We start from the raw sequence: 25,064 nt of genomic DNA, 5'->3' as shown, positions 1-25,064 counted from the left end.
TTACCAACCTACGGGAAACATATAAGAAAGAACACAATAATGATGAAATACGATGTTGATACCCGCAGGCATGGCATTTTGACAAAAAGTTTATTTTTGTTCCCGATCGCCTGTTATGCGTGCCTCGGAGCCTTGCTGTGGGGACAATCTGCGGCCTTTTCCCAGCAGCCGGTCTGCCCGACTGGCAGCGCTGCTAATTTCCCGCCGCCCCCGCTTTCGCAAACCGAAAAAAGCGTGCCGAGTCTGTGGTTAGCTCAAAAACTCTTTGGCGGAAAATTGCTCGATCGCTGGTTTGTCGATCCCGGCAATACTTGGGTAATTATCATAGTCAATCGCCAACTTTGGAGTTTGCTCGATTATATGGAACGCTATCAGTTTGTTAACCGCTTTGGCACTGTCGCCAACGATTATGGTTACAATGTGCGATTTTGCAACCGTCAAGGCACTGCTTTGGCAGTTTATTCGTGCAAGGGCGATCGATCGAGCTGCAAAATCGATTTAGAATCTCTCTCAAATCCCGGTATCCGAGGCAAACTCAAAGGCTTTTAGTAGAATGCGTCAGCTAGAGAGATTTTTGGGATAATCGATAAATCAAAAGCTGACGCACCCACATTTTAGCGGATAAATGCCGTTTATAATTCGTATAAAAAAATGAAAACAAACCTTGAGCTTCCTGCTGAATTAGAACCTTTTCGCCAAGAAATTGAAAGTTCAGAAAAGCCTGTTATCAAAATCACTTACGAACGCAAGGCTACAGATTTGTGGTCAAGCAAATTTGGCGGAGTGCCTTACTTGCCGAAAGGTTACGATTTTCCCAAAGATAGTGATGGAAAATATATGCACCTTTTGGCACAACTCAATTTTGAGGAAATCTTTGCCCAAGTGCCATATTTAGCCCCTTTTCCCAAACAAGGAATTTTGCAATTTTATATTAGTAACAATCTAGGTTGGTATGGAATGTATCCAGAGAACTTGGACAATCAAAAAGATTTCAAAGTATTGTATTTTTTAGAAGTTGACAGAAATAATTGTCAAACAGATTTTGCTTTTTTGTTGGATATAAATGAGACATATTCAACTTTAAATAATCAAAAATTTAGTGGGTGGCAAGCTTTTGACGAAAATAATTGTCCGATTGATTATCCTCCTTCCGATTGTATTTATGAACATTATTATTCACCTTTACAGCACCAAGATGTGAATAATTCTCAAGAATGTTTGGCTTTACAGTTTAGTTTTGACAAGTCGTGGGTGAATCCAGCGGACTATCAATTTGATACTTTTTTGGGAGAACAAAAGCTTCAAAATTATTTGGATATAATTTGGGAAGATGATAACAGATTATTTGAGTGGTATTCTGGTAATATATACGAGAATCACCATAAAATAGGGGGATACGGCTACTTTACGCAAACTGATCCTCGTGAGGATAGTCCGCAATACAAAGACCATAAAGTTGTACTCTTACACATGATTAGTGATGATGAGATTCGTTGGGGTGATTGTGGAGTAGGTAACTTTTTGATTCGTGCTGAGGACTTAGAAAATTTAGATTTTTCTCAGGTGATTTATAATTACGATTGTTCTTAAAATTAAAATACTAACACTTTCCGCCCCTGCTGTTTTGTTTGTTATTTCACTGCCGTTTGTTGCTTTGCTACACACACAAGGCTGGTGACTGATGAATCCTACGGTTTAAGGTGCGTCAGTTTTGATGATTTTCTCGGCGCTTGTGGGCTGGTGACTGACGCACCCTACATTTTAACTTTGCACTACTTGCCGAATTTCTTGCCAGAGTGATCGATATTGCTGAATCCCCGCATCCCCAAAAGGCAGCAGAAAGTCGCTAGCAGCAAGAATCTTAGCATCCGGCAATAACACAGAATTAGTGCGAACAGCTTCCGGCAAATCTTCGGGTTTCATGCCGACAATTATCGGCGAACTAGCCTTAGCCAGCAAAGATAATTGAGGAGCAACCCGAGGCTGCAAGCAAAAATCAATCCATTTTTCCACTAAAGAAACTGGATTCCCTGATGCTGGTTGTACCCACAAATCTGTCCAAAGTGCAGTTCCCGAAACCGGAACTACTAAAGCAATATCCTTTTGAGTTTGGAGTAGCGGCAGCAAGTCCCCAGAGGAACCTACTGCCAACCAAGTATCGCCTAAAATTAATGGTTGCAGGTAAGCGTCAGAACTATAAAGTTTAACTTGTTGGTGCAGATTTGCAAGTTCTTTTTTAAGATTTGGGACTTGATCTAATTGCTGCGTATTGTAAGATTTTCCGATTTTTTTTAATGTTAAACCGATAACTTCTCTAGCACTGTCGGGCAGAGAAATTCGATCGCGCAATTCGACTCGCCACAAGTCTTTCCAATCTGTCGGAGTCCACCCCAAAGCCTTAAATTTGTCGGTTCGATAGGCAATTACCGTACTTCCCCAGCGGTAAGGTGCAGCCCACACTTTACCTTGAGGATCTAATTTACCCTCATCGTTGCGCCTGACGAGTTTTTGCCATCTTTCGGGCAATTGTGGCCAATTAGCAAACTTAGCAGGATCGATCGGCTTAATCAATTTTTGCCTAATTGCCAAACTCAGCCAGTAATCTCCCAACATCACCAAGTCAGCTTGATTTTTTGATTTGGGAACCTGTTTCCACTCCTGCAACAGGGCGAATAATTCTTTTAATTGTGGTTCTTGCCTTACCTGCAAAAGCGGAGACGGTTGTACATCGCGGCTAAATTTGCTTACCAGTTGGGCCGGAATACCGTTTTTGAGCGATCGAATTTTGAGAATCGGCTTCGAGTCGCACCCTGCCGCCAATTGACTTAAAGTTAGGGTGGCGGCCCCCAATAGCAAAGACCTTCGTTTCACCTGTGAATCCGCTTTTCTAAATATTGACCCATCGTTTTGTGTTCTACAGCCGGGGAAATAATTGTTTGTCGAGTCCGGTAGTTGGCGCCGATTTGTCTTATTTCTTTTTCAAACACAGAGCCATTGTACTCGGTTCTGCTGCGAAGAGAGTCTGTTTGGCTCTTGCCCTGATTTTACCTTCTACCTTGTCGATCGAGCTTTCCGATGCCGAAAACTCCCTCAACTTAACGCCTAATTTCTCTGCTGCAAGTTCCTTTGAGCCTGTTGTGCTCGCCAGCCGGGTCGAACGACTGCATCTGTGTTACATTTTTTAATATAACGAAACAACGAGAGCGCTGCCATCTGCCGTTAGATGACGCTTTTTACACAACCGAAGTGAAAAAGTATTTTTATATCGGCGACGGATTAATAACTAAAAAAACTAAAAATCAATTTATCTAAATCCTGAAAGCACTAGCGAGAGCGAAGTCAATCTAATAGGACGCTCTGCGATCCGACTCTCATAAACCCGACGTTTTAGCTCTGATTGAAGATTTGAACAAAGTATGGGGGTTAACCCACCCGGTTTCTGTGTCCAAGACTATCTAAAACCTAAAATCTAAAATCTACAATCGACTCACCAATGGCGATCGATTATCTTCAAGCTGGCTCCCTAAATCTACCGTCAGGATTAGAAACACAACAATTACGTCAAAAATTAAATAATTTAGTGATAAATCCCATTTATGTAAAGATTTCCCTAAGATGTAGATATATTAAGTTACGATCCCAAGGATGATTGTATGGAAGCGCTCCGCCAGCAAGTTACAGTATTGAGCCAACAAGTCGAGGCCCTCTACAAACTCATAGAAAACCTCAATGAAAAGCTCTTGGAGTCGGCCAAGGAGACGAAGCTGACTCAGCAACAGAGAAACGATCGCTCTGGAACGGTAGGAAATGACAAAACCTCGCCCTATCAAAGCTACAGCAGTCTCGACGGCCTCCTCGAACACAAAGACATACTGTTAGATGACAGCTACTTCGACAAGAATTCTCAAAGTCTGGAAAAAGAGCTGAGCGCAGAGATTCAAATCCAGCGCTTAACAGCTCAGCTAACAGCAGCTTACAATCGAATTGCCGCCTTGGAAGAACAGTTGCTTTCCAAAAGAATGCACTCGCAACATCTAGGCGGGCCTAATTAAATATTGCTACCGGGTATCGGGTATTAATTTCAGAAAAAATACAATTTGCGTCGATTTATGCTCGTCTACTTATAGAGTGATTGTAGGGAGTTTTTGGTCTCGCACAAGTAGGATGGGAATAGCATATTAAGGCGAGATTTGGTATAGAAATAGCAATCCTCTTTGTTTGGTGAACAAGATTTTTTTTGATGAACCGCAGAGGGCACAGAGGGCGCAGAGAGAGAGCAGAAAGAGAGAAGTTCGCAAATCCGGGATCGATTGCTATAACTACGTACTTAATTTTTAACTTCACACCGCGAGGCTAAAGCTTCAACAGCGTGGAGGAGTTGAGTTGGAGTCCAATTTGCAGTCAAGCCACTGGCGATCGCACACGCTCCCGCACCGACACCTTCCTTAACATAGCCGCGATCGTAAGCTTGCAGTTGCCCGTAACGAGATCCAGCAAAACTTAGCTGCGCCGCCAACAGAGGCACACCGCCGATATCCGACGCAAGTCCTACAGTGTCTCCTGTAGGGTCTTCGGTCACCCAGCGCGTAGTCCCCACCGCAACTTGTTCGGGACGCCATAGCAGAGCATATTCACGGGCTAAGGCTTGCATCAAAGCGTACACTGCCAGCATTTGCGTACCCCCAGCCAGAAGCACGCCGCAAGTCTGACTCGCGGCGATCGCCATTGCCGCCACCGCTATTTGCATCGGATCGCCCACCGCCGCCACCAATTCCAAGGGAGTGCTGTTTTGTCCGCCCATTTCCCACTCGGCATTATTGAGTCCCGCTGTCACTGCAGCCAATTTTTGAGCGTGATTGCAGCGAGGATGAGAACTATTAACTTTGCCCGCCGCTGCAATACCCAAACCCATTAACACGCCCAAAGCAGTAGTCGTTCCCCCAACTACGCACTCCCCTAAAATTAAATAGCTACCATTAGTTTGAGCAGCCAATTTAGCTCCCCAAATTAATCCTTGTTCGAGCAAATGTTTGACTGTTTCGAGTTCTAAAGCATTCCCAGAAATCAGACACTTTGCCGGAGTGCCGCCCAAGTCAATTGCAGGTACCGGAGGTGGGAGGGGCAAACCAGCATTAAATAGGTAAAGCGGAAGTTCCAAAGCTTCGACTACAGCGCGAGATATCAGTACCGGCGAGGCACCCGCTTCTAGGGGCGGCAAAGGATATTGGGGCGACGGTTGGGGGCCGTTATACAAAAATTCTGCATCGGCCAAACAAGTAAATTGTCGATCGTGCGGGGTTGCTCCTGCTGCTGAAATCCCCGGAATTAAGCCAGTAGCGGTAAATCCTAACACGCAGGCAAATATCGGTTTTTGTCCCCGATAGCGATCGAGCCATCGCTGCCCCTGTTCTATTTCTGTATAAATACCAATCATAAATTAGTCATTAGTCATTAGTTATTAGTTATTAGTCAACAGTCAACAGTCAACAGTCAACAGTCAACAGTCAACAACTCCCAATAACTACTCTTCATAATCGATCAAAACTTGCACCCAGCTTGGCGGCCGCGGAATTGGATTTCCCAAACGATCTAATAGCAGCAAAGCTACTAAATGTACTACAAATAAATAGACAATATTGTTAACCAAAATCATCCCGGCGGCGATCGCCCCAATTGTGTTCAAACTCGGTACATTAAGCCAGCCCAGCTTCACAAACACCCATTCCACCATCTCTGTTACCTGGGCCGTTACGTAAACCCAGAGGTCTTGACCCACCAAAGCTGACAGCAGCCAGAACCGAAAAAAGAAGCCGACAGTACCGATGAGAGCGCCCACACTAATAGAGAGTGACCAACTCGCTTTACGCCTCCAAAGTCCTCCCAGCGCAACTCCCATAATTCCAAAAGGCATCACGTATAAAATGCTCCGCGTCGGGCCCATCAGTACCGACAGCAGCAAACCCGATACCAAAGCAGCCATCCAAGCAGCTCGGTTGCCCCAGCGCAAGTAAACCAGGGCGATGGGTATCGGGAAAAAAACCCGCAGCAAAGGCCCCAGCGGAAAGTAATAATTTACCAGCCAAATTAAGCTAGCGGTACTTGCCAAAAAAGCCGTTTCTACCAGCCTTAAAGGCGCTTCCCCAGAGGGGCGCTTCCCCGGATCGGGATTTGGGCGATCGCCAGCCATTGCTGAAATATCGGCGGTTTGGGGTTCGTTATTTGTACTGGGTGAACTACCCGAATTAGACGCAGCATCTGCTGACAAAAAATCACTCATCCGATTTTAGATTTTAGATTTTAGATTTTAGATTTTACGGGACTTGCGCCCGATACGGCTGATTCCCGATTTTAGATTTTAGATTTTAGATTTTAGATTTTAGATTTTACGGGACTTGCGCCCGATACGGCTGATTCCCGGTTTCACTGTTTGGATGCCTCGCCGCCAAATTTAATATTGCTCGCAGAAACCGGGTTTCGGTAGGAACGCAAGTCTTATTTTAGATGGATGTTCTCAGCAAAAATTTTCAGCAGCATTATTTTTCGCTTTTGACTTCTTGGATTACCAAAACCGAACAAGATGCGTGGTGAACGACATAATTGCTGACGCTGCCGAGGAAAGCTTCTGCCAGCCCCGTGCGGCCACGCCTTCCCAAGACTATTAAATCTGCGCCCCAATTTTCGGCGGCTTCACAGATACAATGGCCCGGATCGCCGTCCTTTTTGCAGTCAAATTCTACCTGCAATCCTTTTTTTGCTGCAGCGTCGCAGTAATTTTTTAGCAAACCCGAAGCCTGTTTTACGTAGCTTTCCAGCCGCAAACGTTGAGCTTGATAAGCTTGATCCATTAACTCGACATTCATGCCCAAATCTACCGGAATTGGCACTGCTGTCTCCCCCAGCGTGCTGACAGTAACGCAGTTAAATAGCATCACCTGGGCCCGATCGTTCAGAGCTAATTCTAAAGCTTGGGTGAAGACACGGTGGCCCAGTTCAGAATCATCTAAGGCGGCGAAAATTTTCTTAAAACTCACAGCTTTACCTCCTGCGGGAAATCATTAATATCAGTTAGTTAACAGAGAGTGCTTTGGAAATAGATTCAATAAAAGCAATCTCTGATACTTCTAGACTAACAGACGCTCTAAGGCGTGCAGGTCGGGAATGCACAAAACGTCACGTTCGCGCTGAATAGTTCCTTTTTTTTCCAGCTTGCTCAGCACTCGCGTTACTGTTTCGCGAGCCAGCCCGCTGAGGCTGCTCAGTTCTCTGTGTGGCAGGTTCGGTATTTCAGTACCTCCTGTTTCCAGGATTTTTTTGCCTTGTCCCTCGGCCAAAAATAATAGAATATCTGCTACTCGCGAGGTACTGTCCGACTCTCGCAAACGCAGGCGGCGGTTGACTTGTCGCAGGCGACGCGCCATCAGTTGAGCTAGCCGAATGCCTGCTAGCGGCTCGGTATGAATGAGCTGCACAAAATCCTGAGATGGCATATTGCCGATCAGTGTCGGGGCTAGGGTGATCACATCTGTCGATCGCGGTGCTTCTTCGATCGCGGCCATTTCCCCGAATAATTCTCCTTTGCCTAAAATATTCAGTGTTACTTCTTTTCCGTCTAGGTTGTAGGTGCGAATTTTCACCCAACCATCCAATATAAAATACACTGATGTTCCCCAGTCATTTTCGAGTAAAATCACTTGATTTGACGGATGACTGCGGGTAACGATGTGGACAGTTGCTCTCTCGATTACAGGATCGGGTAATCCTGCAAAAAAAGGAGTAGAAACTATCAATTGATTTATATTAGAATTCGGGTCTCGGGTGTTAAAGCGGTCTTCCATGAGGCCATCATTTTAATTTATGCGCTTGAGCTGCGCTGGGCAGTTACAAATAGCTTGCAGCCGAGTCATTCGATTTGAGATTCAAGATTTGAGAAACAAGGATCTAAATCGGCAATTTTACCTCTAAAGTTTTGCGGTCAAAGGCTCAATATGGTAATTAATAGCCTCAAGCTCTGATTTGGAGCCAGAAACTAAAGAATATACCATAATTTTTTAGATATATACCACTGAGCACATTTTATTAACAAAATTTTAGCAATGTGGCAAACGACTGAGCCGATCGAATTACCTTTGAAAGCACTTCGCGAAGACAAGCTTAACACTGCTGAGAGATTTGTTGTCAGTCGGCCCTGCAGTCGAGAAGGCAGAATCCACGATCGCAAGGGGTGCAAGCACGGTAGACAGAGCCCAAATCCGAGCAACTGCCTAGAACCTGGCCAATGTCAGCACGATCGGCAAAATCCACAGCCATTGCAAGCCTAAATACTGGCGCTCTTGGCGAGCGAAACCCACCCACTTCCCAGCAAACTTTTCTGCTACCCCAAGATTATTGTACCATTAGTATCTAGCCATCAATACAGAGAAAAGGCTATGATCAAAGGTTACTCAAACCGAGTCAACGGGGAAAATCCCGAATCTCGGCATCCCAAATCGCAAATTGTTTGAGGTTTTTTCCAAGTCGGTGAAAGCTCAAGAGACTGTGGCGCGCCACCATGCTAACGAAACTCGCGGTGACAGTGTGCGGCCCGCCGTTTCAGCCGGTGAAGGCAAAAGTTCGTCGGGATCGCAGCTATTCCGAGCAGGAATCAGCCTCCCGGCAGGGAAACTCGCCCCTGAGTCGCAGAATTTGACAGCACTGGTAATTGATAGAAGCGGGCATTTGGTGCGGAAGTACCGGCTAACCTATCAAAGGCATATAGAAGTTATCCGAAGACAAAACGTTAATTAACAGTTGTCATAAAATATTAGTGGGTAATTGACAATCAAGCATCCAGGATACCCGCCACGTGATTCATTCCTTCGGAGACTCAGGACCCAGAAATAAAAAACCTGTATCCGATGAAACTTGCCGAACGTATTTATCCGTGGGGTCAATGCTTCAATTCTTTAATCTAAAATCTCAAATCTAAAATCGATTGACGGACTCCCATTCAGATTATTCTATCTATTGGCATCGCTGCCGCCTGACTTCAGTCTTTTTTCGGTAAAGTTTCTCCCAAGCCGCATTCCCAGAGGTTCCGCCCTTGAATTCTCAGAAGTACAAAATTCAAGCACTGATTGCTGAGATAGACGAGGTACTCAGCAAGCCCGCACCCCGCTTGCCTTGGACGGGTTCTCTTGATACTGTCCACCAGCGCCAACTTTTAGAGCGAGTTCGCGCTTATCTGGTTTCCTCAGACTCAAAGCTAACGGCCCCAAAGGCCCCCGCCCGCCAAAATGTCCGCCCCGAACCAGTTCCAGTACCCAAAGTGCCTCTGCCCCCCCCAGGCCCCTCAGCAGCAGAGCAAATCATGCTGGCCGTAACCGGAGAAATCAGCCACCTGCGTTCCAGCCTGACAGGGCCGCTCCAAGAAGACATAGAAGCTCTGCGGCAAGAGCAGCAAGCTCTAATTCAAGAAATCAAACAGCTAGAAGCAAAACGGCAGCAGCAACAATCCCTAGCTCAGCAACAAGCCAACCAACAGCAAATCATTGCTGAATTCTTGCAGGTACTGACTGCCCGCTTGGAAGAAACCTTGACTAGCGATTTCTCCCAAATTCTAAATTCCCTAGAAAATCAGTTATTACAAAGCATCTCAGCACCATACTCTTTGGGCAGTGCGCCTGATGAACCATCGGCTATTGACGTAACACTTAACCGACAAACCTCAGAAGAACACCCGCTGCTGACGCCGGCTCAGAGGTTGGAGCAAATGCAACTTTTCCAATCTCATGCTGACAGTCTGCTGATGAGCCTCGATTCGAGGATGGCTATCGTGTTCGAGGCTTTGCAAGCAAATCTGCAAAGCTATCAAGCTTCCTTGAGACAAGAACTTGAAAATATGTACGGTTTGAGCCAGCAGAGCGAGGCGATGTTCGCGGCTTTGGTCAACCACTTGGCCTCACAGTTGGGGCGAGAAGCGTCTTCCTACGTTCAACAGCCGATCGATTTAGCAAATAATCTCGAAACCGTTACCCCAACCGCCGCCGATCGATCTTCTGTCGCTCCCGCCCTTTCAAATACTCCGATAGAGCACTCAGCCCCAGAGACTCAGACTGGAGACTCGGTGCAGGAAATTCGCACCGGCGAATTCGGAGAACAAGACAGATTTCCCTACGCCGGTACAGAAATTTCTCCGCAATACGGACTGTTGAGGCGCGAACGCGACCGGATTCAAGCCCCAATTTTGCTCCCGGAGTTGGAAGATAATTTGTTCGGTTCTGCACCCGAAATATCTCAAAATGCAACTCTGTTTCCTGGCGGTGAAGTGGAGAATAGCTTAACAGAAACAAGCGAAGATATTGAGGATTTGTATGCAAGTTTGTTCGCGGGAGAAGCGGTTCCTGAAGTAGAATTACAAAGCGAAATTTTTCCGGTAGAAAATACTGTAAAGGAGACCCAAAGTGAAGGTGTACAATATCAAGAAGCGGCGACGGATAGGGAAACTGCCACAGCGCTAAAAATGACCGAAGATTTGTTTGTAAATCTGCTGGATGAAGGGGAAACTCTGGAAGAGATTTTAGTAGATGAAGATTCAGACTTTGTAATGGGTAATTCTGTAGAGTCTCTAACTTTAGATACGGCAGATTTATTTGAACCGCAAGTGGCAACAGTACCTCAAGTTTCAGCCGCACCACCCTCAACTGCTGAGGTGCAAATTGACGGGGACGATCGAGAAAATCTAGAAACGGGTCAAAACCAAGGCGAGCAGTTCGACGCTGCGATGCCTGAATCGCCACCTTTGCCGTTGAGAACGCCTGCCGAAATTAGCCCAAACCTCCCCAGTGCCGAGTCTCATGTGCCAAGTATCGGTGAGGTTCAAACTGGCGAGTCCGGCACTTCGTCGCAGCGACTCGATGAGGAGTACATCCAAGCTTCGCCGGACGAGGAGTTGCTGCCGGTCGAGGAATTAGAAGATGACCTCGATCGAGCTCTAAATTTGGACAACAATACTCTGGAACTTTTGGAGGCAGACCTCTACAATCTGGAGGGATTGGAAAATACTAACTCGCGGCGATCGAATTTCTCAGCCGCTAACAGCTTGGATTTAGCGGCGAGTTCCCCCGAAGGCATTGCAAAAAATCCCTTTGCGGAGGTGGCAGAGGAAGAACTCGGCACGCTGGAGGATTTGTTCTCCGATGTTTTGGAACTCTCCTCGGATGATGAACCCTTTGTTTTGGAAGACGAACTTGAGGATGATTTGTTGGCTGAGGAAGACGACTCGAATTTGACGCTAGACGAGATTTTGGCTAGTTTGACCGAGACCGATCAACCTTTGACTGATTCTCCCCCTCCAGAAACTGCCGAAACTAACGAACTGCGATCGAGTCCTCCAGAAAGTCAAAAAAAAAACCTAATTTCGACAGAGAGTAAAGCAGGAGTTGTTGAGGGGAAAACCGATTTTAGCGAGTTTGCCGAAACACAGCAGCAAGACTCGGCTGGGCATTCTGCCGCAGGTGCGATCGCCCCATCCCGACAACGCCGGAATTCTAGCTGGTATTTGGGCATTGATTTTGGTTCCACCGGCCTGTCTGCGGCTTTACTCGATCGCACCAGCGGCCAGTTGCACCCGATTTACTGGGAAGCATCGCAGGCTGAGGCTTGGGCAGCAGACGCCAGTTGTCGGATTCCCTCGGCTGCGGTGCTGGTCCAAACAGCCCCAGGAAGCCCAGGGTCAGAGGTGACAGTCAAGTCGGTGGGATTCCGACCCCAGGCTTTGCCTGCAGGAGAATTTTTACTGGAAAATTTTAAATTGCCTTTAAAGGTGGGCATTCCTTATCAGCGGGAGGCTGCTGGGATGTACGAACCGCTGTTGCAGTGGTCGCCCTTGCAGGCTTTTTCGATCGCCTTGCCACTGCAATGTGTGCGGGCGCTGCTGGCTACTTTGAATCCGAGTTTGCGGGGACAAAAATTTGCCGAATCGGGGGAAATTTTGGATTCTGCACCAAGGGCGAATTTTGCAGGATTGCCAGTTTCTAATTTAATTTGTAGGGCTTCGGGACTGACGCCAGAAACTCTCGATGCGGCGCTTTTAGACTTGCAGGGTGTAATTTTGGGGACTCCGGCCGGCTGGTCGGATGTTTATATGTTTAATCTGCGGGAGGCGGTTTTGGGTGCGTCTCTGGTGGCTTCTAGTTCGCAAATTTTTGTGGTGGAAGATGCGATCGCCACTTTGCTTGCTGCTGTAACTCCTGTGAAAAATGGCATGGAAGTCGAGTCGTCAGCCGTGGATTCTGCTAAGGGCGGTGAAGAAGCTGCACCGCTGAGTGTGAATGCTTCCTCTTTTAGCGGGGGAACTTTGATTTTGAATGCGGGGGCGGCGACGGTGGAATTCGCTTTAGTTGAGTTGCCGTCCAATCTTCAAGATTTAACTCGTGCTGATTTTACTTGCCACAGTTTTGATGCGGCTGGCGATGCTTTCGATCAGGATATTATCTGTCAGTTGTTGGCTAAAAATGAAACCTGGGGAATGTCGATCGATTTGCCACGTCCTGGCCATCCAGATTTGCCGAGTCGTTATCAATTGCAGCAGCGGTTACAAGGTTCTGCTTTTGGCCTGCAATTGTTAGAGGCGGCAAGGCAAATAAAAGTTATTTTGCAACATCAAAAAAGTTTTGCTTTGGATATTGGTCAGCAGCATTGGGATGTGAAACGCAAAGATTTGGAAAGTCTGGTTTTAGTGCCTTTTGTGCAGCAGTTGAACCGTGAATTGAATGCTTTGCTCAGCCGCGCGGGAATGTCGCCGGCGGGGATTAATCAGGCGATTTGTGCGGGGGGTATGGGTGCTTGGCCTGCGATTGCCCGCTGGTTGCGGCAGAAGCTGCCGAATGCGATCGTGGTTCAAGACCAGGAATTGCAGGGCGATCGAGATATTTTTGAGATTGACAATTCTGCATTTTCTGTATCTCAAAGTACAAATTTTCCCCAAAAAATTGGTCGAGTTGCCTGCGGGTTAGCGAGTTTGGCTCTCTATCCTCAAATTTTGGATGTGTCGCAGCAGCAGTACAGCGACTTTTTTCTGCTGTGGGAATTAATGCAGGTTTTGGGCCAGGAAACTCTGAGCTTTCAGGAAATTTTGCAGTTGTTGGAACGCCAGGGCGTGAATACCCGCACCTGCCAACCCCGGATTTTGCGGATTTTGGAAGGAAATTTGCCGGCGGGACTTGTGCCTGCGGAGGAAGATTTCATGCTGCTCGCCGAGGAGTCGAGGCAAAATCCTGATTGGGAAGCAATTTTTGCTGAGCCCCTTTTCTTTGAAGATGTCTCACGGGGTTATCGGTTGAATCTCGAACACGCCTCTGTTGTCCGCGAATATTTAGGCAAACTCGCCTCTAGCAGCCAGCAAAAATTGTTAGAGCCGCTAACACTTGCTTGGGATGTTCGCACCGATATTTATCGCTAAACGGCAAAAAACCCGGTTTCTCAGTAGAATCCTCCCTGTCTTTCGGGAAGAGTCCTAGTCGAAACCAGGTTTTTGTGCGTCCAGGACTAACTTTTTTCTGTAAATTTACGTAACTTTACATAAACTTTATACGTTTTTATAGAAAACACATAGAAACTTTATAAAAGTGTGAGTGCTTTTTAAAGATTGTGCAAAGCTGAGCATTTGAGGTTCTGCAGATTTGGGATGGCTAATAAGATGGACGTAAGAGATCGTTAAAGTTGAGACAAATCATATGAAATTTCCGATGGGTGCCTCGTCGAAATCCTCATTATCAGAAATGCTGTCCTTATTTTTTCAAGAATTTACTTACAGAGTCTGTGTATCAAAACAACAACATCACCGATCCGTAACGAGCAAGGTAAAACGGTCGATCGATATTTTGGGCTCGCTGCTGGGACTGGCAATTGCTGCTGTGGTGGCGGTGCCGGTGGCTGTGGCGATGCTGTTGGACAATCCGGGCCCCCTGCTTTACAGTCAAGTCCGCTGCAGCTTCAAAGGGCGACCTTTCAGAATATGGAAATTTCGATCGATGGTTGTCGGTGCAGAAAATCTCAAACATTTAGTGAGCAACCAAGCCAAGGGTCACATTTTTAAGAATGAAAATGACCCGCGAATTACCCGCGTCGGCCGCTTCTTGCGGAGCACGAGTTTGGACGAGTTGCCTCAATTCTGGAACGTGTTAGTCGGCGACATGAGTTTAGTGGGAACTCGGCCGCCAACTCCTGATGAGGTTGCTGCCTATGACGAGTTCCACTGGCAACGTTTAAATGTCAAACCCGGTCTGACTGGGGAGTGGCAAGTCAACGGACGCTCTGGAGTTAAAGACTTTGACGAGATTGTGCAGATGGATCTCGACTATCAGGGTAAGTGGTCTGTTGTCTACGACATCACTCTGATTTGCAAAACAATTTTGGTTGTCTTGAGTAAAAACGGTGCGTGTTAGATAGGTAAGTTGTTTTGGGTTGTTTTTTTTATTATTTTAGGAAAAAACTGGGGATGAAATAGTTGGGAACTGATTAAATATATGTTAATAGAATTAGCGATTGGTGACGCTTACGGTGCGGGTTTTGAGTTTGTTGACCACCAGACGATCAAATTGTACAACAATCTCAACGGTTACATCAAGCATCCCCGTCACGATATTCAGCCTGGATGTTACACCGACGATACGCAGATGAGTTTAGCCATCGCAGAAGCTATCGTCAGCCGAGAACCTTGGACGCCGGAACTTTTAGCCAGCAAATTTGTTGCAGCTTTTCACCGCGATCGGCGATTTGGTTATGCTGGAAAATTTTACAATTTTTTGCTACAAGTTCAAGACGGAAAAGAATTCTTAGAAAAAATTCACTCTGCTAGCGATAAAAGCGGATCTGCGATGCGAGCAGGCCCCATTGGCATTTTTCCTACTATTGAAAAAGTCATCGAAAATGCTACCATTCAAGCTGCAATTACCCACAATAGTCCCGATGGCATTAATGCAGCTATAGCGGCCGCTTTGATGTCCCATTACTTTATTTATCAGCTAGGTTTAAAGAAGAATTTGGGAAATTTTATAGAAAAGCACGTCCCTGGTGAGTGGTCGATACCTTGGCAAGGAGAAGTCAGCGTTAAAGGTTTGGACTGTGTTAGAGCAGCTATTACTGCTGTCATGCTCCATGATAGTATGAGCAAACTGCTCCAAGCTTGCATTGCCTTTTCGGGAGATGTCGATACAGTAGCAACTATTGCTTTAGCTGCTGGTTCCTGTAGCAGTGAAATTGCCCAAGACCTGCCAGAAAATCTGGTACAAGGATTAGAAAATCTATCTTACGGCAGAGATTATATCATAGAACTCGATCGACAGTTAATGAATTGCAGGAGCGACTTCTGACCGAAAGCATCCAGGATATAAGCCCCCGGATTCATTCCGAAAGCAGACTCAGGACCCAGAAATAAAAAACCTGTATCCGATGAAACTTGCCCCCCGAATAAATTCGTGGGGTCAATGCTTCAATTCTAAAATCTAAAATCTAAAATCTAAAATCTAAAATCGATTGACTTCTTCCTGATATCTGTTACATCCGTTAAATCCCCATTCACTGCGCGTTGCCGAACTTCTTTCTATTATGAATTTGCCTAATTTGATTACTTTTTCTCGCTTGCTGGGAGTGCCTTTTATGCAGTAGTTTAACTGTGAATTGAATACTTTGGTCAGCCGTGCGGGAATGTCGCCGGTGGGGATTAATCACGCGATTTGTGCGGGGGTTATGGGTGCTTGGTCTGCGCCGCTGGTTGCGGCAGAAGCTGCCGAGTGCGATCGTGGTTCAAGACCAGGAATTGCAGGTCGATCGAGATATTTTTTAAACCCACAATTCTCCATTAAATTATGTATCTCAAATTACAAAATTATCATAAAAAAAAATAGTCTAGTTCTCTGCGGGTTGGCGAGTTTTGCTCTCTATCCTCTAGCAGCAGCAATGCCAAAAATTGTTAGAGCCACTCACAATTACTTGGGATGTTCGCACCGATAGTTATCGGTAAGTATATAGAACCCATTTGAGATCTTTAGGGCGATCGAGTATGATAGCCAGAAGTAATGGAATGAAACTAAGTCAGGGCTAAAATGGGGTATTCAAGCGATGTGACAGATCGAGAGTGGAAAATTATCGAGCCGTTGTTACCACAAAAAAAGAAAACCAGACCACCAGTGTGGACAAAGCGACAAATTCTGAACGGGATATTTTATCAACTCAAAAATGGTTGCAATTGGGGGGACTTACCTAGAGACCTGCCACCATATTCTACTGTATTCTGGCATTATAAGCAGTGGTGTGAAGATGGCATCTGGAAAAATATCATGACGGAGTTACACGGAAGAATGCGCGAAAAAGTCAAAAAAAACCACAGTGGACGACCTTGATCATGATCGATTCGCAAGCAGTGAAGAACACTTGTAATGAAGGGTGTTGAATCTAAAGGTTTTTGTTTTTACAAAACGACAAATGGGATTAAAAGACATCTAGCGGTAGATATATTAGGCTTTCCTTTCTTCACTCACTGCACTCCTGCCAATGTATCTGATGACCTGCGTATTGATTGAGATGCTCTCCCAAAATATTGATTACTTCAAATCTAAACCGCTGGAACTTCCAAAAATTACCATCTTGCTAGATAATGGTTATCATCCTGACAAGCTGACCCAAGCATTGGAACTGATTTACCCTGAAATCATGACCAAGATCCAATTTCAACTCTCACCTAAACCGTCGAAAGCAGAAAAGGAAGCCTTCATGCAAATCAGGATTTGTGCCAGTTAAGGCTAGGTGGGTGATTGAGAGATCTAATGCTTGGGTAGAGCGATGCAAAAGCTGGCGTCAAAAACTTTGACCGGACACTTGAACGGGCAAATGCCAAGCTCCAGCTTTGTTTTGTCCGCTTGATGCTCATACGATTAGCTGTAAGTTAGAAAGATCTCAAATGGGTTCTATATGGTGAGGATGGTAACGACTTCCTCTACGGTGGGCTGGAGAAGGACAACCTGTATGGTGGAATCGGAGCCGATCGACTTTTTGGCGATTCAGGCGAAGACTCATTGTATGGCGAGGATGGCAATGACACCCTGTACGGAGGCTCAAATGCCGACGATGGCAACGATGGTAAAGATTTCCTCGATGGTGGGGCTGGAAAAGACCAACTCTTTGTAGGTTTCGAGGACACAGGATTGGGCGGTGTTGGCGATGACACCGTGATTGGCGGCTTTACCGATGACGTGATCTACGGCGATGATGAAAAAGGCGAAATTTTTGGGGGAGCGGATTCCCTGGTTGGCGGCGACGGTAACGACACTCTCTACGGAGAAGGCGACAGCTTAGCGGGCGGCGGCAACGATACCCTCGATGGCGGCACAGGTAATGATACTCTGCTCGGCTATGCCGGAGATGACCTCCTCAATGGTGGCGATGGCATTGACTTCCTCGATGGTGGGGATGGCAATGACATCCTTGATGGTGGCGCTGGCTCTAGCACCCTGTTAGGTGGCACTGGCTTAGAAACCATCAGGGGTGGCGCTGAAGGCGACTTCATTGATGGTGGCGAGGGCAATGACAACCTCAATGGTCTGGGTGGCAATGACACTATCTATGGCGACTACGGAGTTGCTGAAACACTGGCGGGCAATGATGTCCTCAATGGTGGCGCAGGCGATGACTTCCTGGATGCTGGTGCAGGTGTCGATCGCATCATCGGTGGTGCTGGCATTGACCTGCTTTTTGGTGGCGAAGATGCGGAAACTCAAACCGCCCGCGACACGCTAACCGGCGGGGCTGACACCGACTACTTCCAGTTGCTGTTCACCGATTTTGTGCCCGAACCAATCGATCCCGGTGAGCCAGTTATTACTCCTCCTGCTGGTGACTACATCGTGGACTTCGTGAAAGGGACTGACTACTTCTTACTGGAGGGGATTACCTTTGAGGACCTATCGTTCCAGAACATCTCGCTGACAGTTAACGGGGTTGCTACTCCGAGTACCCGGATCTACGTCACGCCTGAAGCCGGAATTCCGATTTCTCAAGCGGAAACGCTAGCTGTGGTTCAAGGAGTGCGTCAATTTAACGCCTCGCATTTCGTTGAGGAACCACTCATTTAATTAACCTGAGATGTTGCACCATTCTCAATAAGCTTTTTAGGAACAGGCAAGATGCCTGTTCCACAAGAAAATTCACTCTTTGTGGAACAGGCATCTTGCCTGTTCTTGAGAATGGTGCAATATTTAAACAAATTTTAAGCCCAAACCAAGCGCAAGCTGGCTTTATACGCGGTAAATAAGTTCATGTTTTCTTGCCACCACCGCACAAATCTATATTCTGTCCCTTGACAGTTTTTATCTCCTGCTGTCTCTTTAAAGGCAGCAGGAGTTTAGTCTTTGGCCAGGAATCCGCAGATCCTTTTTCTTCCTGCCAATTTCCCTGCCCAGTTTCGCCATGAGGTAGTCGCGATCGCCCAAGATTACCCTGAGCTAATGAAGTCGGTTTCAGAATTTTTCTTGCCAGTTACGATCGCCAATCGGAAGTAAAAATCGAATTCGATCGCGCGAGGCGACACAACAAATTGATCCGATAAATTATCCAATCTTGTGACAAGTATAATCAGAATGTTGTTTAATTAAGTAAATCCACCTGATTATAAGTCGTGTAAATGTTAAATTAAGGAAAGCCTTGGTAGATTAGCCCTTAATTTTTGATTTATGAATTTGCCTAATTTGATTACTTTTTCTCGCTTACTGGGAGTGCCTTTTCTACTCTACGGTTTGTACGACCCAAGCGCGCAAAGCCGCTGGATTTGCACCGCAATTTTTGTGATTGCTGCGGCTACTGATTGGCTGGACGGCTATTTGGCTAGGAAACTGAATCAAATTACCGATTTGGGTAAGTTTCTTGATCCTTTGGTGGATAAATTGTTGGTGCTCGCGCCGCTTTTGGTATTGATTGAGTTGGGGAAAGTGCCGGCCTGGGCAGTGTTTTTAATTTTGGGCAGGGAGTTGACAATTGCGGGGTGGCGTGTTAATAAAACTACGATTTCGGGAGCTAATATTTGGGGGAAGTTGAAGACGGTAAGTCAGATTGTGGCGATCGCACTTTTAATTGCTCCTTTGTCTGAAGCGTGGAATTTTCCGGCATTAATTGCTTTTTGGGTTTCTGTGGCTTTAACTTTGATTTCTGGCGCTATTTATCTATGGCCGGAAAAGGAAATAAAAGAAAAGTAAGGGAGTTTTATATCATTAAACACGCGCTTTCCCCCAGTCCGGCAGGGGTTGAAACCCCTGCCTCAAAGCGAAAGTCCTCTAAAGAGGACTGTTAAAATCATCAGTCCTCTTTAGAGGACTTTTGCTATTAGCCGGGGGTTTAAACCCCCGGCGGACTGGGGGAAAAGCGAGGATTTATCAAGATTACTTCCCCTTAATAATGACTCCCAGATTTCCGGTAGTGCACCGCTGTCACCCCATCATTTTTCAGCAAATGACCGTTTTCAACCGCCGCATAAACTACCCAGTGATCGCCGCATTCCATCCGACTTATCACTTCGCATTCCAAATAAGCTAGAGCCTCAGTCAAAACCGGACAGCCGTTGCTAGCTTCCATTGTTTCGACTCCGGCAAATCTGTCTTCTCCGGGAGCAAAGTTTTTCATGAAATACTTCCGCAACTGTCGCCCTTCGGCTAAGATATTCAGCACAAATTTATCTCCGGCGTACATCAAACCTTCGATCGATCGATCCTTGGCAACCGCAATCGTCACGCCAGGGGGATTAAACGTTGCTTGCGACACCCACGAAGCCAGCATCGCACTGGTGACATCCCCGCGCCGCGCCGAGAGTACGCACAGGGACCCAACGAGTCTTCCTACGGCTTGTTCAGTGCGATCGCTCCCTGCTGCTAACTGCGGTTTCGGTGCCCGCAATTTTTGCGATTTAATCAAAGCTTGAGCAAAATCGGTTCCCGCTTCTTTGCACTCGTGAATTGTCGCCGCCGTCGGCTTAAATTTTGCTCGAATCGGCTCAAATCCAATTCGATAGCCAGCATCTTTCAGCTTGTTTTCCACTAGGTCGATCGCCTCTCCACTCCAGCCAAAAGAACCGAAAACCCCCGCTAATTTGCTCTTAGTTGCGGTAGATAAAACTATTCCCAAAGCCGTTTGAATTTGCGTCGGAGCGTGTCCTGCTAGCGTGGGAGTTCCGATGATAAAGCCCGCGCATTTTTCGATCGCCTCTTGAATTTCTCCCGGTTCGGCAAATTCGCAGTTGATACTTTCCACCGCAACTCCGGCTTTCGTAATTCCTTTGGCGATCGCCTGCGCTAAAGTCGCCGTATTTCCGTAAGCAGAAGCATAAATCAAAGCAACTGTCAAGTCTTTTGAATTTTGTTGCTGGCTCCATTCCCGATACAAATTGCTCAGTTCATTAAGGCCGTAACGGACGATCGGGCCGTGACCGGGAGCATAAAATGCTGCTGGTAAATCGGCGAATTTATCCATTGCGGTCAGCACTTGTTTTGCCTGAGATGCGTGCAGGGAATCGTAATAATAGCGCCGATCTTCGCTGTAAACGCTCCAGCCTTCATCGAATACTTGGTCGCCACAAACGTGAGCTCCAAACAGTTTGTCAGTGAACACGATTCGAGTGTGCGGATCGTAGGTGCAAAGTTGATCAGGCCAACGGGGAGTTGGAGTCGCGATGAATTTTAAGGCGTGACCTTTTCCTAAGTTGAGAGTTTCTTCTCCCCGAACGATCAAAATGTTTAATTCTTGGTCTGGAAAAGCGGCGCGCAAACTAATTGCGGCGGGATTCGTGCAAACCAAAGCTACTTCAGGAGCTAATTCTAACAGAGCTTTAATTGTTACTGACCTGTTAGCATTGAAATGCCCCAAAATTATGTAATCCAGCTTGGTCAAGTCCACCCGTTGCTGTAAAAAATCGATGTAATTTTGAGTAAAAGATTCCCCTGGCGGGTCGAACAAAGCAGTTTTGTCAGCTTGAATAATATAGCTATTGGCTGTCGTACCCTTTTGCAGCGAATACTCGACTTCAAATTTGAGTCTGTCCCAAGTGCGCGATCGCACAATAAAAGTATCGAGTGCGATCGGGATAAACTGCACGTCGCGGGGTTTGGCATCCGATGCGAGTCTAGGAGTCAAAGTGTTAGTCATTAATTGCACCTATGAGAAACTGAACTACAGAACTTCTTTTGATTTCGTGCCAAAATTTAGTATCTACAATGTCAAACCTTGCACCTCGACCCTGTAAATTGGTATCCAGGTCAGTCAGAAATTTCCTGGTTTTCAAATCGTCCCCAATTTGGATAAAGCTCACTCCAATTTCTTCATCTTTCTCTATTTTATTTGCCGCACTTACAATAATTTCGGCGACAGCAGCGACTTGTTCTGGTTTTTCATCGAGAACTGCAACAATTATTGCTCCTTTCTTCCCTTTGCCATCTGTTTTGTTGGCGAAATAATCGCTAAAACTTGCTTTAAGAGCTTCTTCCAAATTAATTGCAGTCGGGCTTGCTGACTCCGGTTGCGTATTTTGTCGCTGCAAAATTTCAGCTAACCGGGCAACATTTGAATTTTTATACTCCCACATAGGAGTAGAAGCTTCGTAAACGGTGATGCCGTCGCTGTCAAGTTCCTGACATTTTTTTGCGAGGTCGATCAGAGATGCCTGTGCTTCTACCCACTCCTCGTACCAAGGATGTTGGGGGTCTCTGCTGGCATCGCTTCTGGCAATAATAATTGTGTAATCTCGGTCTTCTAAAAGATTGTTAGGCATTGGTAATTCCCCTAGTTAAAAAGGAGTCAAAATGACAACAGTTTGCCCGGTGTACTTTTATCGCCTGGTAAGGTGTTGCACACCCTAACGCAGAGTAAGTAAGAAAGGAAGAGAGAAAGAAATAAATAAAGAAAAGCAACTGTTGGCGGCGTCGGGTGCACAGTGCATGGATCTCACCAGCCTAAAACCGTTGAAATATGTCGCTTTTATCCGAAGCTATATCCCCCTAAATCCCCCTTAAAAAGGGGGACTTCGATCTGTTTCCAGTTCCCCCCTTAAGAAGGGGGGTTAGGGGGGATCGGGCCTGGGATGTAAACGACATTTATCAGGGGTTAAACGCGCTTGTTGAAACATCCTTCATCCTTCTTTTGACGCGCTGCGCTCGCGCCGAAGCGCCTTCTTCCTTCTGACAACAGTCAACTGTCAACCGTCAACTGACCTCCTAATAGTGATTTCCCACTTTGCGGTGGTGAACTGCCGGCAGTGCATCGGGATTGGATACGCGGCCGCTATCGACGATCGCATATACGATATGATGATCCGAAAGTTCCATCCGGCTAACTACTTCGCATTCCATGTAAGCCAAGGAATCTGTCAAAATCGGAGAACCGTTGGTTGCTGGTTGAGTTTTAACTCCGGCAAATCGATCGGCACCAGGAGCAAAACGCTTTAAAAAGTGCCTCATCAAAGTTTGATAATTGCCTTCTTCGAGCACGTTGAGAACAAATTTATCTCCCGCGTGCATCATCGATTCAATCGCCCGATCCTTCGCAACTGCTATTGTTAAACCCAGCGGTTTAAAACTTGCTTGCGTTACCCAAGAAGCCAGCATCGCACTGCTAACATCGCCTTTTTGGGCGGTGATGATGTACAGTCCGCCGCTGATCCGTCCCAAAGCTTTATCGAGGTCGCTGTCGAGGGATTTCATCTGTTTGACTGCTTTGTCCCGCGTCAGCCACTGTCCCAAGTCGGTGCCGGCTTCGTCGCAAAGTTGATAACTCGCTTCAGTCGGTGATTCTTTAATTAAAATGTTGGGAAATGCTTCTTTTAAACCCAACTCTTTGAACTTGTTTCGCAGCGGGTAAATCGATGCGTCATCGCCACCACCGGATTCGCACAAACCAAAAGATTGTTTGTTGTTAGCTGCAACTAAAATTGTGTTGATGGCGGCTTCGGCATTCACAGCAGCAGTACCGCCACTCGGTGGCGAACAAATTACGATACCGGCAGCGGTACCGACAAGTTCCGCAACTTCTTGCAAGTCGGCGATTCTCAAATCCATCATTTCCACAGCGACACCGGTTTTGGTGATACCGTGGGCGATCGCTTGGCTGAGTCGATCGCTAAATCCGTAGTCGGAGGTGTAAAATACCGCTACAGTGGTTTCTGCCTTAGCTTGCGCTTGGCTCCACTTTTTGTAGCGTCCGGTAAGTTCGACTACGTTGTGTCGCAGCAGCGGCCCGTGACCGGTCGCAACTGTACCAATTTCTCCCAACTCTGCCATCCGCTTCATCGCAGCGAGTACCGATCGAGCATTGGGAGCCATCAAACACTCATAATAAAAGTGGTAATCTTCCTCAACTGCTGCTAAATCGTCATCGAAGGTGCTGTCGGAACAGTAGTGCATCCCGAAAGCATCGCAGGTAAACAGCACTTGAGTTTTGCTGTCGTAGCTGAAAATAGTATCGGGCCAGTGCAAGTTCGGCGCCGATACGAATTCGATAATGTGGCCGTTTCCTAAATCTAGTTTGTCCCCGTTTTTGACTACCAATCGCTCAAATGGTTGGTGTACAAGGTTTTCTAAAAATTGAATAGCTACTTTCGCCCCCACGACAATCGCTTGGGGTGCCAGCGCCAGCACGTCTTTGACTAAACCGCTGTGGTCTGGTTCGGTGTGGCTGATAATTAGATAGTCAATCTCTTTGGGGTCAATTTCCCCCGTCAGAGTTTCCATGTATTGCTGGCGAAACTTCTCGTGCGAGGTATCGACGAGGGCTGTTTTTTCACCGCGAATGATGAATGAGTTGTAAGTTGTACCGTTTTTGAGTCCGAATTCGATGTCAAAGCGGTCTCTATCCCAGTCCAGGCATCGAATTGCCGTTGTATCAGAGGCAATTTCGACTTTTTCCACCGTCAATCTGCGTTGGACTCGTTCAGTCAGCGCTACCATCAGTGCCTCCTTGTCTGTTACCCATTACCTTATTGTTTCCATTCTGACACGTTTCTTTTGTAAATCTTTATCAAATTTCCTATCACTCAGTTAAGCATCCCAAAAGTGATATCTATCTATTGACAAAAAGCTAATATGTGTGGTATAGAAACCAAGTTCGATCGGTTTGGCGATCGAGGGACTGAGTTTTGCATGGAAATTCCTATCCAGCAGTCAATTAGTTATAGCCTTTCTCAGTAACATGAGGCGAGCAATTGGCATAGGGAATAGGGAATAGGGAATAGGGCATAGGGCATAGGGCATAGGGCTTGCTCCCATACCTCACCACGCTTGAGAACCGCTATAGTAGCAACTTAACAGTTGTACAAAATATGCAGTAAAATGAGCGAATAAAAAAATCCCAAATCCACAGGGCAAAATCGATTAACTGAAGTAAAGCTATGTCCGAAAGTTCCTTTGATAAAACTAATTTGGGGTGACAATTAGGATAGTCCCAACAACGATTGCAGGAGTGGTGGGAACTAAAAACTGCCCAAAATATACCGAATGTCAAATTGCCATCTTGGTTTGATTCCCCGATCTTGGGGGCGATCGCTAAAGCCACCTTTTGGTTAATCTTAGCATTGCTTGCAGTCTGGGCGAGTTGGCAGATTTGGCAACTGTTACATTCTTATATTCATAATTTTAAAAATAGGAATCAAACAACTGATGGAAGTGCGGAAAAAACAATTAAAGATTTGTCTGTAGCAGAGTGGTTGTTGCGATCGCAAAAATTGCAGCAACAAGGGAAATACCGCCAAGCTTGCCGCTGTCTTTACATGGCGATGTTGCAGACGTTAAATGATGCGGGCACCGTGGTTGACCAACCAAGCGGCACTGATGACGAATATTTGCAATTAATCCAGCAATTACCCCAGCCAGTGCCTTACGAAACTTTGATAAAAATACATGAGCAACTATATTTTGGGAATAGGGAAGCTTCCGCATCAACCTTTGAAAAGTGTCAGCAAGCTTATCAACAGATTAATGATTAAGGAATGAAAATTTAATAACTTTAGCGTCTGCTAAATAGTCGGAACTGCACGATAATTCCATTTGGGTAGGTACTCA

22 protein-coding genes and 1 pseudogene are annotated in these 25,064 nt (G+C 46.3%); 14 read left to right on the top strand and 9 right to left on the bottom strand.

Features of this window, described 5'->3' with window-relative positions:
* Positions 1 to 39: 39 nt before the first annotated feature.
* Together QUB08_RS19250 and QUB08_RS19245 are read left to right on the top strand one after the other, a co-directional pair.
* Positions 40 to 549: a hypothetical protein gene (locus QUB08_RS19250; protein WP_333226202.1), complete on the top strand. Its 510-nt coding sequence runs from the start codon at positions 40 to 42 to the stop codon at positions 547 to 549.
* A 102-nt stretch (positions 550 to 651) separates the two neighbouring features.
* Positions 652 to 1,590 (top strand): DUF1963 domain-containing protein, encoded by a 939-nt coding sequence (locus QUB08_RS19245; RefSeq protein WP_333226201.1) that lies wholly within the window; start codon positions 652 to 654, stop codon positions 1,588 to 1,590.
* 171 nt (positions 1,591 to 1,761) lie between these two features.
* On the opposite strand, the gene QUB08_RS19240 is transcribed toward QUB08_RS19245, so the two are convergent.
* Together QUB08_RS19240 and QUB08_RS19235 are read right to left on the bottom strand one after the other, a co-directional pair.
* A complete protein-coding gene (locus QUB08_RS19240) occupies positions 1,762 to 2,871 on the bottom strand; it encodes an extracellular solute-binding protein (RefSeq protein WP_333226200.1) in 1,110 nt (369 codons plus the stop codon).
* Entirely contained in the window at positions 2,868 to 2,987 is a 120-nt protein-coding gene (locus QUB08_RS19235; protein WP_333226199.1) for a hypothetical protein, read from the bottom strand. The genes QUB08_RS19240 and QUB08_RS19235 overlap by 4 nt, the downstream gene beginning before the upstream one ends.
* Between QUB08_RS19235 and QUB08_RS19230 the strand changes: the two genes are divergently transcribed.
* The gene (locus QUB08_RS19230) at positions 2,937 to 3,185 is read left to right on the top strand and encodes a hypothetical protein (RefSeq protein ID WP_333226231.1); all 249 of its coding nucleotides are present in this window, start codon (positions 2,937 to 2,939) and stop codon (positions 3,183 to 3,185) included. The two genes, QUB08_RS19235 and QUB08_RS19230, sit on opposite strands and share 51 nt — an antisense overlap.
* A gap of 468 nt (positions 3,186 to 3,653) precedes the next feature.
* A complete protein-coding gene (locus QUB08_RS19225) occupies positions 3,654 to 4,052 on the top strand; it encodes a hypothetical protein (RefSeq protein ID WP_333042890.1) in 399 nt (132 codons plus the stop codon).
* A gap of 275 nt (positions 4,053 to 4,327) precedes the next feature.
* On the opposite strand, the gene cobT is transcribed toward QUB08_RS19225, so the two are convergent.
* The 4 genes from cobT to QUB08_RS19205 form a co-directional block, all read right to left on the bottom strand.
* Entirely contained in the window at positions 4,328 to 5,434 is a 1,107-nt protein-coding gene (gene cobT / locus QUB08_RS19220; RefSeq protein WP_333226198.1) for a nicotinate mononucleotide-dependent phosphoribosyltransferase CobT, read from the bottom strand.
* Positions 5,435 to 5,521: 87 nt separating this feature from the next.
* Positions 5,522 to 6,277: a DUF2232 domain-containing protein gene (locus tag QUB08_RS19215; protein ID WP_333226197.1), complete on the bottom strand. Its 756-nt coding sequence runs from the start codon at positions 6,275 to 6,277 to the stop codon at positions 5,522 to 5,524.
* Positions 6,278 to 6,533: 256 nt separating this feature from the next.
* Complete coding sequence (locus QUB08_RS19210) at positions 6,534 to 7,031, bottom strand: universal stress protein (protein ID WP_333226196.1); 498 nt, start codon at positions 7,029 to 7,031, stop codon at positions 6,534 to 6,536.
* 90 nt (positions 7,032 to 7,121) lie between these two features.
* Positions 7,122 to 7,835 carry a Crp/Fnr family transcriptional regulator gene (locus tag QUB08_RS19205; protein ID WP_190663937.1) on the bottom strand — a complete coding sequence of 238 codons (714 nt, stop codon included), beginning with the start codon at positions 7,833 to 7,835 and terminating at the stop codon, positions 7,122 to 7,124.
* 658 nt (positions 7,836 to 8,493) lie between these two features.
* Here QUB08_RS19205 and QUB08_RS19200 point away from each other — a divergent pair.
* The 9 genes and pseudogenes from QUB08_RS19200 to pgsA all read left to right on the top strand — a co-directional run bounded on the left by QUB08_RS19200 (position 8,494) and on the right by pgsA (position 19,223).
* The gene (locus QUB08_RS19200) at positions 8,494 to 8,784 is read left to right on the top strand and encodes a hypothetical protein (RefSeq protein ID WP_333226195.1); all 291 of its coding nucleotides are present in this window, start codon (positions 8,494 to 8,496) and stop codon (positions 8,782 to 8,784) included.
* A gap of 295 nt (positions 8,785 to 9,079) precedes the next feature.
* Positions 9,080 to 13,438: a hypothetical protein gene (locus tag QUB08_RS19195; RefSeq protein ID WP_333226194.1), complete on the top strand. Its 4,359-nt coding sequence runs from the start codon at positions 9,080 to 9,082 to the stop codon at positions 13,436 to 13,438.
* Between the two features lie 319 nt (positions 13,439 to 13,757).
* On the top strand, positions 13,758 to 14,423 hold the full coding sequence (locus QUB08_RS19190) for a sugar transferase (protein WP_333226193.1): 666 nt from the start codon (positions 13,758 to 13,760) through the stop codon (positions 14,421 to 14,423).
* An 81-nt stretch (positions 14,424 to 14,504) separates the two neighbouring features.
* Entirely contained in the window at positions 14,505 to 15,350 is an 846-nt protein-coding gene (locus QUB08_RS19185; RefSeq protein WP_333226192.1) for an ADP-ribosylglycohydrolase family protein, read from the top strand.
* Between the two features lie 732 nt (positions 15,351 to 16,082).
* The gene (locus QUB08_RS32185; protein WP_445300936.1) at positions 16,083 to 16,379 is read left to right on the top strand and encodes a transposase; all 297 of its coding nucleotides are present in this window, start codon (positions 16,083 to 16,085) and stop codon (positions 16,377 to 16,379) included.
* A 160-nt stretch (positions 16,380 to 16,539) separates the two neighbouring features.
* On the top strand, positions 16,540 to 16,776 hold the full coding sequence (locus QUB08_RS19180) for a hypothetical protein (protein ID WP_333226191.1): 237 nt from the start codon (positions 16,540 to 16,542) through the stop codon (positions 16,774 to 16,776).
* Positions 16,777 to 16,940: 164 nt separating this feature from the next.
* Positions 16,941 to 17,090 (top strand): annotated as a pseudogene (locus QUB08_RS19175) (calcium-binding protein); the annotation flags it as partial.
* Between the two features lie 114 nt (positions 17,091 to 17,204).
* Positions 17,205 to 18,107, top strand: coding sequence for a calcium-binding protein (locus QUB08_RS19170; protein WP_333226230.1), 903 nt, complete (start codon positions 17,205 to 17,207; stop codon positions 18,105 to 18,107).
* Positions 18,108 to 18,704: 597 nt separating this feature from the next.
* Complete coding sequence (gene pgsA, locus QUB08_RS19165) at positions 18,705 to 19,223, top strand: CDP-diacylglycerol--glycerol-3-phosphate 3-phosphatidyltransferase (RefSeq protein ID WP_333226190.1); 519 nt, start codon at positions 18,705 to 18,707, stop codon at positions 19,221 to 19,223.
* Between the two features lie 193 nt (positions 19,224 to 19,416).
* Here the strand turns inward: pgsA and QUB08_RS19160 are convergent, their stop codons facing one another.
* The 3 genes from QUB08_RS19160 to QUB08_RS19150 form a co-directional block, all read right to left on the bottom strand.
* Positions 19,417 to 21,162 carry a diflavin flavoprotein gene (locus tag QUB08_RS19160; protein WP_333226189.1) on the bottom strand — a complete coding sequence of 582 codons (1,746 nt, stop codon included), beginning with the start codon at positions 21,160 to 21,162 and terminating at the stop codon, positions 19,417 to 19,419.
* Entirely contained in the window at positions 21,155 to 21,784 is a 630-nt protein-coding gene (locus QUB08_RS19155; RefSeq protein WP_333226188.1) for a hypothetical protein, read from the bottom strand. The genes QUB08_RS19160 and QUB08_RS19155 overlap by 8 nt, the downstream gene beginning before the upstream one ends.
* A 442-nt stretch (positions 21,785 to 22,226) precedes the next feature.
* Positions 22,227 to 23,954, bottom strand: a complete 1,728-nt coding sequence (locus QUB08_RS19150; protein WP_333226187.1) for a diflavin flavoprotein — start codon at positions 23,952 to 23,954, stop codon at positions 22,227 to 22,229.
* A gap of 503 nt (positions 23,955 to 24,457) precedes the next feature.
* Between QUB08_RS19150 and QUB08_RS19145 the strand changes: the two genes are divergently transcribed.
* On the top strand, positions 24,458 to 24,988 hold the full coding sequence (locus QUB08_RS19145) for a DUF4129 domain-containing protein (protein WP_333226186.1): 531 nt from the start codon (positions 24,458 to 24,460) through the stop codon (positions 24,986 to 24,988).
* The last annotated feature ends 76 nt before the right edge of the window (positions 24,989 to 25,064 follow it).

It is taken from the genome of Microcoleus sp. BR0-C5 (assembly GCF_036705045.1).
Lineage (GTDB): Bacteria > Cyanobacteriota > Cyanobacteriia > Cyanobacteriales > Microcoleaceae > Microcoleus.
The sequence above is the reverse complement of the archived record's forward strand: the minus strand, read 5'-3'. Positions and strand labels throughout refer to the sequence as shown.

Coding starts and splice junctions, on each gene's coding strand:
- QUB08_RS19250 (WP_333226202.1), top strand. CDS start 40: ATGATGAAATACGATGTTGATACCCGCAGGCATGGCATTTTGACAAAA.
- QUB08_RS19245 (WP_333226201.1), top strand. CDS start 652: ATGAAAACAAACCTTGAGCTTCCTGCTGAATTAGAACCTTTTCGCCAA.
- QUB08_RS19225 (WP_333042890.1), top strand. CDS start 3,654: ATGGAAGCGCTCCGCCAGCAAGTTACAGTATTGAGCCAACAAGTCGAG.
- cobT (WP_333226198.1), bottom strand. CDS start 5,434: ATGATTGGTATTTATACAGAAATAGAACAGGGGCAGCGATGGCTCGAT.
- QUB08_RS19215 (WP_333226197.1), bottom strand. CDS start 6,277: ATGAGTGATTTTTTGTCAGCAGATGCTGCGTCTAATTCGGGTAGTTCA.
- QUB08_RS19205 (WP_190663937.1), bottom strand. CDS start 7,835: ATGGAAGACCGCTTTAACACCCGAGACCCGAATTCTAATATAAATCAA.
- QUB08_RS19190 (WP_333226193.1), top strand. CDS start 13,758: ATGCTGTCCTTATTTTTTCAAGAATTTACTTACAGAGTCTGTGTATCA.
- QUB08_RS19185 (WP_333226192.1), top strand. CDS start 14,505: ATGTTAATAGAATTAGCGATTGGTGACGCTTACGGTGCGGGTTTTGAG.
- QUB08_RS32185 (WP_445300936.1), top strand. CDS start 16,083: ATGGGGTATTCAAGCGATGTGACAGATCGAGAGTGGAAAATTATCGAG.
- QUB08_RS19180 (WP_333226191.1), top strand. CDS start 16,540: ATGACCTGCGTATTGATTGAGATGCTCTCCCAAAATATTGATTACTTC.
- pgsA (WP_333226190.1), top strand. CDS start 18,705: ATGAATTTGCCTAATTTGATTACTTTTTCTCGCTTACTGGGAGTGCCT.
- QUB08_RS19160 (WP_333226189.1), bottom strand. CDS start 21,162: ATGACTAACACTTTGACTCCTAGACTCGCATCGGATGCCAAACCCCGC.
- QUB08_RS19155 (WP_333226188.1), bottom strand. CDS start 21,784: ATGCCTAACAATCTTTTAGAAGACCGAGATTACACAATTATTATTGCC.
- QUB08_RS19150 (WP_333226187.1), bottom strand. CDS start 23,954: ATGGTAGCGCTGACTGAACGAGTCCAACGCAGATTGACGGTGGAAAAA.